At 70.0% G+C, this 13,238-nt stretch carries 12 protein-coding genes; 10 read left to right on the top strand and 2 right to left on the bottom strand.

Features of this window, described 5'->3' with window-relative positions; translation table 11 throughout:
* Positions 1 to 139 precede the first annotated feature (139 nt).
* The 9 genes from ACZ6Z4_RS13195 to ACZ6Z4_RS13155 are packed head-to-tail and all read left to right on the top strand — an operon-like array spanning position 140 to position 10,896.
* Positions 140 to 1,693: an ABC transporter substrate-binding protein gene (locus ACZ6Z4_RS13195; RefSeq protein WP_465562320.1), complete on the top strand. Its 1,554-nt coding sequence runs from the start codon at positions 140 to 142 to the stop codon at positions 1,691 to 1,693.
* Between the two features lie 4 nt (positions 1,694 to 1,697).
* A complete protein-coding gene (locus tag ACZ6Z4_RS13190; RefSeq protein ID WP_465562318.1) occupies positions 1,698 to 2,651 on the top strand; it encodes an ABC transporter permease in 954 nt (317 codons plus the stop codon).
* On the top strand, positions 2,648 to 3,553 hold the full coding sequence (locus tag ACZ6Z4_RS13185) for an ABC transporter permease (protein ID WP_465562316.1): 906 nt from the start codon (positions 2,648 to 2,650) through the stop codon (positions 3,551 to 3,553). The genes ACZ6Z4_RS13190 and ACZ6Z4_RS13185 overlap by 4 nt, the downstream gene beginning before the upstream one ends.
* Entirely contained in the window at positions 3,550 to 4,548 is a 999-nt protein-coding gene (locus ACZ6Z4_RS13180; protein WP_465562315.1) for an ABC transporter ATP-binding protein, read from the top strand. Before ACZ6Z4_RS13185 ends, ACZ6Z4_RS13180 begins: the two co-directional genes overlap by 4 nt.
* Entirely contained in the window at positions 4,541 to 5,563 is a 1,023-nt protein-coding gene (locus ACZ6Z4_RS13175) for an ABC transporter ATP-binding protein (RefSeq protein WP_465562313.1), read from the top strand. The genes ACZ6Z4_RS13180 and ACZ6Z4_RS13175 overlap by 8 nt, the downstream gene beginning before the upstream one ends.
* Positions 5,564 to 5,581: 18 nt before the next feature.
* Positions 5,582 to 7,354 carry a gamma-glutamyltransferase family protein gene (locus ACZ6Z4_RS13170; RefSeq protein WP_465562311.1) on the top strand — a complete coding sequence of 591 codons (1,773 nt, stop codon included), beginning with the start codon at positions 5,582 to 5,584 and terminating at the stop codon, positions 7,352 to 7,354.
* 30 nt (positions 7,355 to 7,384) lie between these two features.
* The gene (locus tag ACZ6Z4_RS13165; RefSeq protein ID WP_465562309.1) at positions 7,385 to 8,689 is read left to right on the top strand and encodes an alpha/beta fold hydrolase; all 1,305 of its coding nucleotides are present in this window, start codon (positions 7,385 to 7,387) and stop codon (positions 8,687 to 8,689) included.
* A gap of 34 nt (positions 8,690 to 8,723) precedes the next feature.
* Entirely contained in the window at positions 8,724 to 9,407 is a 684-nt protein-coding gene (locus ACZ6Z4_RS13160) for a GntR family transcriptional regulator (protein ID WP_465562306.1), read from the top strand.
* A 58-nt stretch (positions 9,408 to 9,465) separates the two neighbouring features.
* On the top strand, positions 9,466 to 10,896 hold the full coding sequence (locus ACZ6Z4_RS13155) for an amidase (RefSeq protein ID WP_465562303.1): 1,431 nt from the start codon (positions 9,466 to 9,468) through the stop codon (positions 10,894 to 10,896).
* Here ACZ6Z4_RS13155 and ACZ6Z4_RS13150 read toward each other — a convergent pair.
* Both ACZ6Z4_RS13150 and ACZ6Z4_RS13145 read right to left on the bottom strand, forming a co-directional pair.
* A complete protein-coding gene (locus tag ACZ6Z4_RS13150) occupies positions 10,893 to 11,264 on the bottom strand; it encodes a DUF1398 family protein (protein ID WP_465562301.1) in 372 nt (123 codons plus the stop codon). The two genes, ACZ6Z4_RS13155 and ACZ6Z4_RS13150, sit on opposite strands and share 4 nt — an antisense overlap.
* Complete coding sequence (locus tag ACZ6Z4_RS13145) at positions 11,264 to 12,841, bottom strand: DHA2 family efflux MFS transporter permease subunit (RefSeq protein WP_465562299.1); 1,578 nt, start codon at positions 12,839 to 12,841, stop codon at positions 11,264 to 11,266. Before ACZ6Z4_RS13145 ends, ACZ6Z4_RS13150 begins: the two co-directional genes overlap by 1 nt.
* Before the next feature lie 147 nt (positions 12,842 to 12,988).
* On the opposite strand from ACZ6Z4_RS13145, the gene ACZ6Z4_RS13140 reads away from it, so the two are divergent.
* Positions 12,989 to 13,207, top strand: coding sequence for a hypothetical protein (locus ACZ6Z4_RS13140; RefSeq protein ID WP_465562297.1), 219 nt, complete (start codon positions 12,989 to 12,991; stop codon positions 13,205 to 13,207).
* Positions 13,208 to 13,238: the final 31 nt, after the last annotated feature.

The following is a 13,238-nucleotide window of genomic DNA, read 5'->3' as shown; positions in this document are numbered from 1 at the left end:
GCCATTTTCGCCGGCCCGGCAGCGCAAAGTCACCGAGCTTTCGCCATGTCCATCGGCATGTGGCATGTGATATGTGTAATTTTACATATCGTATACCGCAGGCTGTGGAGCCCCGTTCCGGCCTGGGTGAGGAGCTTTCATGCGCATCCGTTCCAAGGCTCTGGGAGCCGCCGCGGCGGCTGGGGCGCTCGTCGTCGCGGGCTGTTCGACGCCGGGGGCCAGTACGGGGTCCGCTGCCGCGGGGGACAGCGGCGCCGGCGGAACGCTGGTGATGTCGACCCCGACCGCGCCGGACTCCCTCGACGCGACGATCGCGAACACCTTCGCGGCCCGGCTGGTCTTCTCCAGCATGTGCGAGGGGCTGTTCACGGTCGACTCGAACCTCAAGGTGATCCCGCAGTTGGCCGCCGAGACGCCCAAGATCTCCGCCGACGGCCTGACGATGGACATCAAGCTCAAGCAGGGCGTGAAGTTCTCCGACGGTACGCCGTTCGACGCGGCCGCCGTCGTGACCACGCTCGAGCGCAACCTGACCAAGAAGGGCTCGGCCCGCGTCCAGGAGCTCTCCGCCGTCGCCTCGGTCAAGGCCGTCGACCCGACCTCGGTCCAGCTCAAGCTGAAGCGCCCGTCGGCGCCGCTCGCGGCCCAGCTGTCCGACCGCGCGGGGCTGATCATGTCGCCGACCGCGCTGCAGAAGGAAGGCGACGACTTCGGCAAGAACCCTTCCTGCGTGGGGCCTTTCAAGTTCAAGTCGATGGTCGCGGGCAACGAGATCGCGCTGGTCAAGGACCCCAACTACTACGACGCCGACAAGGTCAAGCTGGCCGGGGTGACGTACAAGTTCATCACCGACTCGTCGGTGGCGACCGCGAACCTGCAGTCCGGTGACATCAACGCCGCCGAGCACATCGTGCCCAGCGACGCGGAGAAGCTGAAGAGCGCGGGCCTGGAGGCGCTGACCTCGAAGACGATCGCGTACCAGGGCATCTCGATCAACGTCTCGCCCTCGATCGGTACGCCGCTGTCGAAGTCCGCGGACCTGCGCAAGGCGTTCGAGATGAGCATCGACCGCGAGGCGCTGAACAAGTCGGTGTGGGGCGGCTCGAAGGTCACCGACTGCAACCCGCTGCCGGTGCAGAGCGAGTTCTACACGAAGGTCGAGTGCACGCCGTTCGACGTCGAAGGCGCGAAGAAGCTGGTCGCGGCCTCGGGTGTCCCGACGCCGGTCCCGGTCGAGCTGATGGCCTCGTCGAGCGCGGTGGCGTTGCGTGAGGCCCAGGTCGTGCAGTCGATGGCCGGCGCGGTCGGGTTCAAGGTCAACATCAAGCAGCTGGACCTGGTCTCGGCGCTGCAGATCGCCCGTGCGGGCAAGGCGGACGCGTTCATCGTCGGCTGGTCGGGCCGCGTCGACCCGGACGGCAACACCAACGACCTGCTGACCACCGGTGGCTCGAACAACTTCTCGGAGCTGGCCGACCCCCAGGTCGACTCGCTGATCCAGAAGGCCGGCAGCACCAACGACAACGCCCAGCGCAAGACCCTGTACGCCGAGGCGCTGAAGAAGGTCGCGGACATCCGCTCGAACATCTACCTGTACCACGACACCTGGTTCCTCGGCACCGCGAAGAACGTCACCGGGATCGACTACCGCACCAACGGCATCCCGTACCTCAAGACCGCGAGCGTTGGCTGACGGCATGGGAAGCTTCCTGCTCCGCCGCACCGGCGCGGCGGTCGTCACGCTGGTGCTCGGCAGCATCGCGGTCTTCCTCGGCGTCCGGGCGCTCCCCGGTGACCCGGCCACGGTGATGGCCGGGGAGAGCTCGACGCCGGAGATGATCGCCCAGATCAACCAGCAGTACGGTTTCGACAAGTCGCTGCCGGTGCAGTACCTGACCTGGCTCGGACAGCTTGCCCAGGGCAACTTCGGGACCTCGACGCAGTACCGCGTGCCGGTCGCCTCGCTGGTCGCCGAGCGGCTGCCGGTGACGATCGAGCTCGCGGTCCTGGCGATGCTGGTCGGCCTGCTGATCGGGATCAGCGCGGGCGTCGTCTCGGCCGTGAAGCCGGGCTCGATCCGGGACTACGTCGCCAACGGCTTCGGGTTGTTCGGGCTCTCGGTGCCGCACTTCTGGCTCGGGCTGCTGGCGATCCTGATCTTCGCGGTCACCCTGCACTGGCTGCCCGCGTCCGGCTTCGTCGGGTTCGCCGAGGACCCGGCCGAGAACCTGCGCCGGATGGTGATGCCGGTCCTCGTGCTCGGGACGGGCCTGTCCGCGGTGATCATGCGCCAGACCCGTTCGGCGCTGCTCGGTCAGCTGTCGGCCGACTACGTCCGGACGGCGCGGTCGAAGGGCGTGCGGCACCGGACCGAGGTGACGCACGCGCTGCGCAACTCGCTGACCACGCTGACCACGATCGTGGGTCTCCAGCTCGCGGGCCTGATCAGCGGCGCGGTGATCACCGAGCAGATCTTCGTGATCCCGGGCTTCGGCAACCTGGTCGTCAACGCGGTCACGAACCGCGACTACCCCGCGGTCCAGAGCGCCGTCCTGATCACCGTCGTCGGGTACGTCGTGGTCAACCTGCTGGTCGACGTGGCCTACGCCTACCTGAACCCCCGCCTCCGCGTGACGGGAGAGACCGAATGAGCATCAAGGACCGGATCAGCGTCGGGGTCGCGCCCCCTGTGGTCGCGGCCGAGCCGGCACCACGCGCGCTGCGCGGCCGCCGCCTGATCCGCCGGTTCCTGGCCAAGAAGATGGCCGTCTGTGGGCTCGCGCTCGTCGTACTGTTCGTGCTGCTGGCGCTGGTCGGACCGCTGCTGGCCCAGGACTACTCGCAGCAGAACCTGAACGAGACGTTCGCGGGCCCGTCGGCGGCGCACTGGCTCGGGACCGACGACCTCGGGCGCGACGTCGTGGCGCGCCTCGCGAGCGGCGCGCAGGTCTCCTTGCTGGCCGGCGTCTTCGCGACCGCGCTCTCGATGCTGGTCGGCATCCCGCTCGGCCTGGTCGCGGGCTACTACCGCGGCTGGACCGACTCGGTGCTGATGCGCCTCAACGACACGGTGATGGCGTTCCCGTTCCTGATCTTCGCGGTCGGGATGGCGGCGATCCTCGGGCCGTCGCTGCGCAACGTGATCATCGCGCTGGCGGTCTCGCACGTGCCGTCGGTGGTCCGGATCGTGCGCGGCGAGACGATGGTGCTGCGCAGGCAGGAGTTCGTCGACGCGGCCGTCGCCGACGGCGCGACCGACGTCGCGATCATGGGCCGCTACATCCTGCCCAACCTGGTGAACGTGCTGATCGTGAACGCCACCGTGGCGATCCCGGGCGCGATCATCGGCGAGGCGGCGCTGAGCTTCCTGGGCCTCGGCGTCCAGGCGCCGACACCGTCGTTCGGCACGATGCTCACCGGCGCGCAGCAGTTCCTCACCCAGGACCCGCTGCTGGCCGTCGTACCGGGGATCGCGATCGCCCTCGCGACGCTCGGCTTCAACCTGCTCGGTGACGGTCTGCGCGACGTCCTGGACCCGAGGGGCAAACGATGAGTCTGCTCGAAGTGGCCGGCCTGCGGGTCGAGTTCGACACCGAGGGCGGCACGGTGATCGCGGTCAAGGACGTCTCCTTCGACCTTGAGCCCGGCGAGATCGTCGCGCTGGTCGGCGAGTCCGGCTGCGGCAAGTCGGTCACCGCGATGGCCGTTCCGCGGCTGCTCGAGCCGGGGACCCGGATCGGCGGCAAGATCAGCCTGGACGGCGTCGACCTCGCGACCTTGTCCGAGCGCGAGATGCAGAAGGTGCGCGGCAAGGAGATCTCGGTCGTCTTCCAGGAGCCGATGACCTCGCTGAACCCGGCGTACACGGTGGGCCGGCAGGTCGCCGAGGTGATCAAGGTGCACGAGAACCTGCCCGCGCGCGAGGTCCGCGAACGGGTGGTCGAGCTGCTGGAGCTCGTCGGCATCCCGGACGCGCGGAACCGGACGAAGGCCTACCCGCACGAGCTGTCCGGCGGCATGCGGCAGCGGGTGATGATCGCGATCGCCGTGGCCTGCAACCCGAAGGTGCTGATCGCCGACGAGCCGACGACCGCGCTCGACGTGACCATCCAGGCCGCGATCCTGGACGTGATCCGCCGCCTGCGCGACACGCTCGGCACGGCCGTCGTCCTGATCACGCACGACCTCGGGGTCGTGGCCGAGGTCGCCGACCGGGTTCTGGTGATGTACTCCGGCCGGCGGGTCGAGCAGGCTCCGACCGCGAGCCTGTTCGCGGAGCCGCAGCACCCGTACACGCACGGGCTGCTCGGCGCGCTGCCCGGGCGCGCGGTCGAGCGGGACGGCCGCCGCCGGCTGACCGAGATCCCGGGGCTGGTGCCGCCACCGACCTCGGACCCGGACGAGTGCCAGTTCGCGGCGCGCTGCTCGCGAGCGACCGCCGAGTGCGGTACGGCGCGGCCGAGCTTCGCCGACGTGCTGCCGCTGCACGCGGTCGCCTGCTACCACCCGGGAGAACGCCGTACCGAAGGGAAGGTCGCCGATGAGTGACGCACCGGTCCTCGAGGTCGAGAACCTCGTCAAGCACTACCGGGGCAAGGGCCAGATCGGCCGGCGTGGTCAGCTCGTCCGCGCGGTCGAGGACGTCAGCCTCACGGTCCGGCCGGGTGAGGTGCTCGGCCTGGTGGGCGAGTCCGGGAGTGGTAAATCGACGGTCGGGAAGGCGATCGCGCGGCTGATCAAGCCCACCTCGGGCACGATCAAGCTGCTCGGCGAGGACATCTCCGAGCTGAGCCGGGGGCAGATGCGCCCGCGCCGCCGCGACATCCACATGGTCTTCCAGGACCCGTACTCGTCGCTCAACCCACGGATGACGATCGGCGACATCGTCGCCGAGCCGCTGCGGCAGCACGGCGTCGCCCGCGGTGCCGAGCGGCGGCGCATGGTCGGGGAGATGCTCGAGAAGGCGGGACTGCGCGAGGAGATGCGCAGCCGCTACCCGCACGAGCTGTCCGGCGGCCAGCGTCAGCGCGTCGCGCTCGCGAGGGCGCTGGTGCTCAACCCGAAGTTCGTCGTGGCCGACGAGCCGGTGTCGGCGCTCGATGTCTCGGTGCAGGCCTCGATCCTCAACCTGCTGCTGGATCTGCAGAAGGACCTGGGGTTCTCCTGCCTTTTCATCACCCACGATCTCTCGGTGGTCGAGTTCATCAGCGACCGGATCGCGGTGATGTACCTCGGGCGGATCGTCGAGACGGCCGGCCGCGAGGAGCTGTTCCGCAACCCGCAGCACCCGTACACGCAAGCCTTGCTCGCCGCCGCACCCGCGGCGGACCCGGCGAACGTCAGGACCCGGGATCGCATCGTGCTCGGGGGTGACCTGCCGAGTCAGTCGGTGGTCGTCCCGGGCTGCTCGTTCCACCAGCGCTGCCCGGTCGCCGTCGACCGCTGCCGGGTCGACGTACCGGCGCTGGCCGGGGTGACGTCGGCGACGCACGAAGTGGCGTGCCACCTGGTCACGCCCGACGGCGGACCGGATCTGACGACCGCAGCTCGACACTCAGCCTGATCGAGAAAGGAACAACGCATGGTGCAGACGCGTCCCGAACTGGTGGGCAACGTCGGGATGGTGGCCAGTACGCACTGGCTCGCGACGGCCACCGGGATGAGCGTGCTCGAACGAGGCGGCAACGCGGCCGACGCGGCCGTCGCCTCGGGGTTCGTTCTCCAGGTGGTGGAGCCGCACCTCAACGGCCCCGGTGGTGACGTCCCGATCCTCGTGCACGGCGGCGGTGACGCCGACGTGTCGGTCGTCTGCGGCCAGGGCGTCGCGCCGGCTGGGATCAGCACCGACGCGCTCGCCGGCCTCGGGCTCGACCTGATGCCGGGCACCGGGCTGCTCCCGGTCGTCGTACCGGGTTCGTTCGGTGCCTGGATGGAGCTGCTCCGGCGCTGGGGAACGTGGTCGGTCGAGGACGTTCTCGAGCCCGCGATCCACTACGCCGAGCACGGACATCCCGTACTGCCGGGAGTTTCGGCTGCGATCGAGACCGTCAAGGAGATGTTCGAGGAGCACTGGCCGACGTCCGCGCAGACCTGGCTGCCCGACGGTACGGTCGCGGCCGCGGGAAGCATCTTCCACCGGCCCGAGCTGGCGGCGACGTACCGGCGGATCGTCGACGAGTCGAAGGCCGCCGGATCGTCGCGCGAGGCGCAGATCCAGGGCGCGCTGGACTCCTGGTACCGGGGATTCGTTGCCGAGGCCATCGATGCGTACTGCTCGACGGCGGAGGTGATGGACACGTCCGGCCGGGCGAACGGCGGCTACCTCCGGGCCGACGACCTGGCCGGCTGGGAGGCGACGGTCGAGGAGCCCACGACGTACGACTACGGCTCGTACACGGTCTGCAAGACGGGACCGTGGGGCCAGGGACCGGTGTTCCTTCAGCAGCTGGCGCTGCTGAAGGGGTTCGACCTGGAGTCGATGAAACCCGGGTCGGCCGACTGGGTGCACACGATCGTTGAGTCGTCGAAGCTCGCGTTCGCCGACCGCGAGGCCTGGTACGGCGACCCGCGGTTCACCGACGTACCGCTGACCGAGCTGCTCTCCGACTCCTACAACGACGCGCGGCGCGCGCTGATCGGCGACACCGCTTCGCTCGAACTCGTTCCCGGCAGTCCGGGTGGGCGCGTCCCGCTGATGCCGCGCTACCCGGATGCTCCCGAGGGCTTCGTCGCGGGTGCGGGTGAGCCGACCGTCGCATCGACCGGTGAGACCAGAGGAGACACCTGTCATCTGGATGTGGCCGACAAGAACGGGATGATGATCTCCGCGACGCCGAGCGGTGGCTGGTTCCAGGCCTCGCCGACGATTCCGGGGCTCGGCTTCTGCCTGAGCACGCGCGGGCAGATGTTCTGGGCGCAGGACGGCCTGCCGAACTCGCTGCGTCCGGGCGCCCGGCCACGGACCACGCTGTCGCCGTCGTTCGCGTTGCGCGACGGCAAGCCCTGGCTCGCCTTCGGTACGCCGGGCGGCGACTTCCAGGACCAGTGGCCGCTGCACTTCTTCCTCAACGTGGTGCACGGCGGGATGAATCTCCAGCAGGCGCTGGACTTCCCCGACTTCCACTCGATCCACATGCCGAACTCGTTCTACCCGCGCGACACGCACCCCGGTCACCTGCTGATCGAGGACCGGTACGACGGCGCCGTGCTCGACGAGCTGCGCCGGCGCGGCCACCTGATCGAGGTGCAGGACGGCTGGGGCATCGGCCGGACGAGCGCGGTGGCGCGCGAGGACGGCTGGCTGCGCGGTGCCGCGAACGCGCGCGGCGCCCAGGCTTACGCTGCGGGACGCTGACGTGGGACAGACCAGAAGGGGTGAGGGGTCATGATCGGAGCGCAGTACACGATTCCGGGGATGCGGGTCACCGAGCACGTGGTCAGCGTCCCGCTCGACTGGAGCGGAACGCTGCCCGGCAGCATCGCGGTGTTCGCCCGTGAGCTCGTCGATCCGGTGCGCGCGGGGGAGGACCTGCCGCTGCTCGTCTACCTGCAGGGCGGTCCGGGCGGCAAGAGCCCGCGGCCGGTCACGCGCGACGGCTGGGTGGCTGAGGCGCTGCGCACGCATCGGGTGATCCTGCTCGACCAGCGTGGGACCGGGCGGTCGAGCCGGATCCAGGGCTCGACGATGGACGCGTTGCCGGACGACGAGGCGCGGGCGGCGTACCTGGCCTGCTTCCGCGCCGACTCGATCGTGCGCGACGCCGAGCACCTGCGGAAGGAGTCGTTCGGTGGGCGGCGGTGGAGCACGCTGGGGCAGAGCTTCGGTGGGTTCCTGACGTTGACCTACCTGTCGCAGTCGCCTCAGGCACTCGCGGCTTGTTACGTGACGGGCGGGCTCGCGTCGGTGCATCCGGACGCTGCGGAGGTCTACCGGCGCACGTATCCGCGGACCGCGGCGAAGAACCGGGAGTTCTACGCGCGCTACCCGCACCACGTGGACACCATGGCGCGGATCGCCGACAAGCTCACGGCCGACGACGTACGGCTGCCGGACGGTGATCGACTGACCGTACGGCGGTTCCAGACGCTCGGCATCGACTACGGGATGAAGCCCGGCTTCGAGCGGATGCACTACCTGATCGACGAGGCGTTCGTCGGTGACGAGCTGTCGGACACGTTCCTCGCGCAGGTGTGGGCGCGGTCGTCGTACGCCGACGACCCGCTGTTCGCGGCCTTGCAGGAGTCGATCTACGGGCACGGGACGAACGGCCCGATCGCGTGGGCCGCGGAGGCCGAGCGCACGAAGCACCCCGAGTTCGCGGAGGACGCGCGGCCGTTGCTGATGACCGGCGAGATGATGTTTCCCTGGATGTTCGAGGAGATCCGCGGGCTGGTGCCGTTCCGGGGCGCGGTGGAGCTGCTGGCCCGGCGTACGGAGTGGTCGCCGCTCTACGACCTCGACCGGCTCGCGGCCAACGAGGTGCCGGTCGCGGCGGCCGTCTACTTCGACGACATGTACGTCGACTCGGGGCTGCAGCTGGACACCGCCGCGGCGGTCGGGAACCTGCACGCGTGGGTGACCAACGAGTTCGAGCACGACGGGATCGGGTCGGGCAAGGTGTTCCCGTACCTGGTGGAACGGCTCGCCGAGCGGGGCGGACCGTTGGGCGACCGGCCGGAGGCCGGATGACCTCGCGGGGCGGCGCGGCGGGGATACTGGGCGCATGATGCAGTCCCAGCCCCGATCCACGCTCGCGCCGCTCGGGCGCAGCCTCAACCTGCGTGAGACGGTCGTCGAGAAGCTGCGCACCGCGATCATCACCGGCGAGCTGAAGGAGGGCACCGTGGTGTCCGCGCCCGCGCTCGGTGCGCAGCTGGGCGTCAGCGCCACCCCGGTCCGCGAGGCGATGATGGACCTGGCCCGGGAGGGTCTGGTCGAGACGATGAAGAACAAGGGCTTCCGGGTCACCACGGTGACCGACGAGGAGCTGATGAACCTGACCGAGGTCCGGCTGCTGATCGAGCCGCCGACGGTCGCGCGGGTCGCCGGGCACGTCCCGGCGGCCGCGATCGCCGAGCTGCGAACCATTGCCGACCGCAACGTTCTGGCGGCCGAGCAGGAGGACCTGCAGACCTACCTGGTGACCGATCGCGACCTGCACGCGCTGATCCTCGAGCACGCCGGGAACCCGTTCCTGGAGGAGCTCGCGACGTCGCTGCGGCGGCGGACGCGGATGTACGGGCTGTTGACTCTGGCCGACGCGGGTGTCCTCAGCGAGTCGGCGCGCGAGCACCACGAGCTGATCGACCACATCGAGTCCGGTGACGGCGCCGCCGCCGAAGCCGTTGCCCGGCGCCACATCGGGCACTCGATCGACATCTGGAAGACGGGCCAGACCAACGGCTGAGGCTGTTGCGGGAAATCGGGTTTTATGGCTCCGGTGAAGGGCCTTTACGGTCTTTTCCATGTTCACGGAGAAGAAGTTCCCGACCGCTGAAGAGCTGCTGGCCGCGCTGGGCGCGGGCGAGGTGAGCTCGGTGGAGCTGACCGACGAGGCGATCGCCCGGATCGAGCAGGACGACGCCGCGGTCAACGCGATCTGTGTGCCGGACTTCGAGCGGGCGCGGGCCGCCGCGCTGCGTGCCGACGAGGCGCGGGCCCGTGGGTCGGTCGCGCCGCTGCTCGGGCTTCCGGTGACGGTGAAGGAGTCGTACGACGTCGGGGGGCTGCCGACGACCTGGGGCCGGGCGGAGTACGCCGACTACGTGCCTGCTGAGGACGCCGTACAGGTTGCGCGGTTGAAGGCGGCGGGCGCGGTGGTGCTCGGGAAGACCAACGTGCCGGTCGGGCTGCAGGACATTCAGAGTTTCAACGGGCTCTACGGGACGACGAACAACCCGTGGGACCACAGCCGTACGTCGGGCGGCTCGTCCGGCGGCTCGGCGGCCGCGCTGGCCTGCGGGTTCGGCGCGCTGTCGATCGGGTCGGACCTCGCCGGTTCGCTGCGGACGCCCGCGCACTTCTGCGGGATCTACGCGCACAAGCCGACCGTCGGTCTCGCGGCGACCCGCGGGATGGTCGCGCCGCCGTCGCCGGCGCTGCCGGTCGACCTCGACCTCGCGGTCGTCGGGCCGATGGCGCGGAGTGCGCGCGATCTCTCGTTGCTGCTCGACGTGATGGCTGGTCCGGATCCGTTGACCGGCGGCGTCGCGTACGACGTACGGCTGCCGGCCGCGCGCCACGAGCGGCTGTCCGACTACCGCGTCCTGGTGATCGAGGACCACCCGCTCATCCCGACCGGGTCCGCCGTACGGGCGGGCGTGCAGCGGGTCGCCGACGCGTTGACGGCCGGCGGCGCTCGTGTCGTACGGGAGAGCCCGCTGCTCCCCGACCTGACCGAGGCCGCGCAGCTCTACATGACGCTGCTCTTCTCGGGCTCGGCCGCGGCCTTCCCGGTCGAGGCGTACGACGACCTGCGCACCCGCGCGGCCGCGCTCAGCCCCGACGATCAGACCCTCGACGCGACACGGCTGCGCGGCATGGTTCTCACCCACCGCGACTGGCTGGCGGTCACCGCGCGCCGCGAACACCACCGTCAGCTCTGGCGTCAGCTGTTCACGGAGTACGACGTCGTGGTCAGCCCGATCACGCCGACCCCCGCGTTCCCGCACGACCACGACCCGAACATCCTCGGCCGTCGCCTCACCATCGACGGAGCGGACTACCCGTACTTCGACCAACTCGTCTGGGCCGGCCTCGCCACCATGCCGGGGCTTCCGGCAACCGCCGTACCAGCGGGGCTTTCGCCGGCGGGCTTGCCGGTGGGCGTCCAACTCGTCGGCCCGATGTTCGAGGACCGTACGCCGCTCCGCCTGGCCGAGCTGCTCGCCGGCTAGCCGAGCGCTTCCTGTAGGAGCTGGTTGCCGGCCTTGTCGTAGTACGTGAGCGTCAGGGCGGTCGTGTCGAAGGTCCACTTCTCGACACCGCACGCGGCCAGCGCCTTGGACATCTCGAAGTAGTCGGAGATCTGCAGGGCCTCCGCGACGCGGCCGGGGTCGGCGGTCGGCGCGACCTCGTAGGTCTCGTGCGCCGGTGGCGTGCTGACGGTGTGCCCGTCCGCGCCGTGGTGGTCGGTGTGGCCGTCGGTGAGGTAGGAGTCGGAGGTCTGGACGCCGATCGCGTTCAGGGCTTTCAGGTACGCCGGGAGCGAGTGGGCCTTGCCGAGGGAGTCGTGGATCTCGTCGATCTGGGCGAGCGTGAACATCAGTCGACCACCGACTTCGACAGCGCCTGGTGCTTGCGGGGGAGCATCAGGGCCGGGACGAGGGTGAGGGCGACCAGCGTCCAGGCGACCCAGTAGGTGTGGGAGAACGACGTGGCGGCGTCGACCAGCCCGCGGGCGATCGCTGCCGGATCGAGGTGCAGCGGAGCGACGTTCTCCGGGCGGGTGTTGGACAGGATCGCGGCCTGGGTCTCGCGCAGGCCCTCGCCGGCGCCGGGGACCTGTTGCGTCCCGGGGATGATCGGGGAGTCGTTGAGCCGGTTGGTCAGGATGACCGACATCGTCGCGACGCCGCACGACGAGGCGATCTGCTGGGTGATGTTGAGCAGTGTCGACCCGCGCGCGACCTGGGAGCCCGAGAGCGTGCGCAGCGCGGTGGTGAACAGCGGCATCATCGTGCCGCCCATCCCGAAGCCCATCACGACCAGCATCGCGATGATCCACGGGTACGGCGTGGTCGCGGTGATCTGGGTCAGCCCGAACATCCCGACCACGATCAGCCCGATCCCGACCGGCACGATCCGGCCGACCGGGATCTTGTCCACCAGCCGCCCGGCGATCGGCATCGTCACCATCGCGCCGAGGCCCTGCGGCGCGACCAGCAGCCCGGCGTGCAGCGTGGACTCGCCGCGGATCTGCTGGAAGTACGTCGGGACCAGCAGCAGCCCGCCGAAGAACGCGGCCGCGAACAGGAACATCGTGATGATCGAGACCGTCAGGTTGCGGTCGTGGAACAGCCGCAGGTCGAGCAGCGGATGCTCGGGCCGGAACGAGTGCCAGACGAACGCCCCCATCAGCAGGACGCCGGCCAGCACCGACACCCACACCCGCGGCGCCCCGAAGTCGCCGCCTTCGGCAGGCAGGGAGGAGACACCGAACAGGAACAGCGCGAGCCCGGGCGACATCAGCGCCAGGCCGAGCACGTCCAGCGACTCCGACCGGTGCGGCTGGTCCTTCGGCAGCGCGAACCAGGCGTAGATCAACGCCGCGATGCCGAGCGGCAGGTTGATCAGGAAGATCCAGTGCCAGCTCGCCACCTGGATCAGCCAGCCGCCGAGAATCGGGCCCAGGATCGGCCCGAGCAGCATCGGGACGCCGAGGATCGCCATCAACCGGCCCATCCGGCGCGGCCCGGCGGCCTGGGTCATGATCGTCATCCCGAGCGGCATCAGCATGCCGCCGCCGAGCCCCTGCAGGACCCGGAACCCGATCAGCATGTCGATACTGGTCGCGGTCGCGCAGAGCGCGGACCCGGCGGTGAACAGCAGGATCGCGGTCATGTAGAGCCGCTTGGTGCCGAACCGGTCGGCGGCCCAGCCGGTCAGCGGGATCACCGTGGCCAGCGCGAGCGTGTACGCCGTCACCGTCCAGGCGACGTGCGAGTACGCGATCGGGCCGTCCGCCGTACCGAACTCGTCCTGGAACGTCGGCAGCGCGACGTTGACCACCGTGATGTCGAGGATCGACATGATGGCGCCGAGCACCACCACCCCCGCGATCTTCAGGACGGCGGCGTCGATCTCGTCCGGGTACTCGGTCTGCGGTGCCGGCTGGCTCATCGTCGTTCCCCCTGAGCTGGAGCTGATCCGCCACCGACCATACGCGCGAACCAGGGCCCCGACGAGCACATTCTGCGCAGGGCCGCGGCGTACGTAAGATCCGCAGTCGGACGACCACCAACAGTCAACAGCAGACAGGGGGAAGCCATGACCGAGCCGCGGGAGGCGCTCGAGCGTTTCCTGGCCACCGACCCGCGCGATGCCGGCTGCGACGCGACGTCGGCCGTGCTGCACCTGTACGCCGAACTGCCCGCGGGGGAGGCCGCGTCGCAATACCCCGGGGTTGCGGTGCATCTGGCGGGCTGCCGCGCGTGCGCCGAGAACGCGGAGGGCCTGCTGGCCGCGCTACGGAACGACTCGGCCTGAGCCGTCAGGCCGCCGTACGGCGCGACCTGCG

The sequence above is a fragment of the Kribbella sp. NPDC104740 genome, assembly GCF_055583505.1.
This window is presented reverse-complemented; position numbering and strand designations above follow the sequence as displayed.

Coding starts and splice junctions, on each gene's coding strand:
- ACZ6Z4_RS13175 (WP_465562313.1), top strand. CDS start 4,541: ATGAGTGACGCACCGGTCCTCGAGGTCGAGAACCTCGTCAAGCACTAC.
- ACZ6Z4_RS13160 (WP_465562306.1), top strand. CDS start 8,724: ATGATGCAGTCCCAGCCCCGATCCACGCTCGCGCCGCTCGGGCGCAGC.
- ACZ6Z4_RS13145 (WP_465562299.1), bottom strand. CDS start 12,841: ATGAGCCAGCCGGCACCGCAGACCGAGTACCCGGACGAGATCGACGCC.
- ACZ6Z4_RS13180 (WP_465562315.1), top strand. CDS start 3,550: ATGAGTCTGCTCGAAGTGGCCGGCCTGCGGGTCGAGTTCGACACCGAG.
- ACZ6Z4_RS13170 (WP_465562311.1), top strand. CDS start 5,582: ATGGTGCAGACGCGTCCCGAACTGGTGGGCAACGTCGGGATGGTGGCC.
- ACZ6Z4_RS13165 (WP_465562309.1), top strand. CDS start 7,385: ATGATCGGAGCGCAGTACACGATTCCGGGGATGCGGGTCACCGAGCAC.
- ACZ6Z4_RS13150 (WP_465562301.1), bottom strand. CDS start 11,264: ATGTTCACGCTCGCCCAGATCGACGAGATCCACGACTCCCTCGGCAAG.
- ACZ6Z4_RS13195 (WP_465562320.1), top strand. CDS start 140: ATGCGCATCCGTTCCAAGGCTCTGGGAGCCGCCGCGGCGGCTGGGGCG.
- ACZ6Z4_RS13140 (WP_465562297.1), top strand. CDS start 12,989: ATGACCGAGCCGCGGGAGGCGCTCGAGCGTTTCCTGGCCACCGACCCG.
- ACZ6Z4_RS13155 (WP_465562303.1), top strand. CDS start 9,466: ATGTTCACGGAGAAGAAGTTCCCGACCGCTGAAGAGCTGCTGGCCGCG.
- ACZ6Z4_RS13190 (WP_465562318.1), top strand. CDS start 1,698: ATGGGAAGCTTCCTGCTCCGCCGCACCGGCGCGGCGGTCGTCACGCTG.
- ACZ6Z4_RS13185 (WP_465562316.1), top strand. CDS start 2,648: ATGAGCATCAAGGACCGGATCAGCGTCGGGGTCGCGCCCCCTGTGGTC.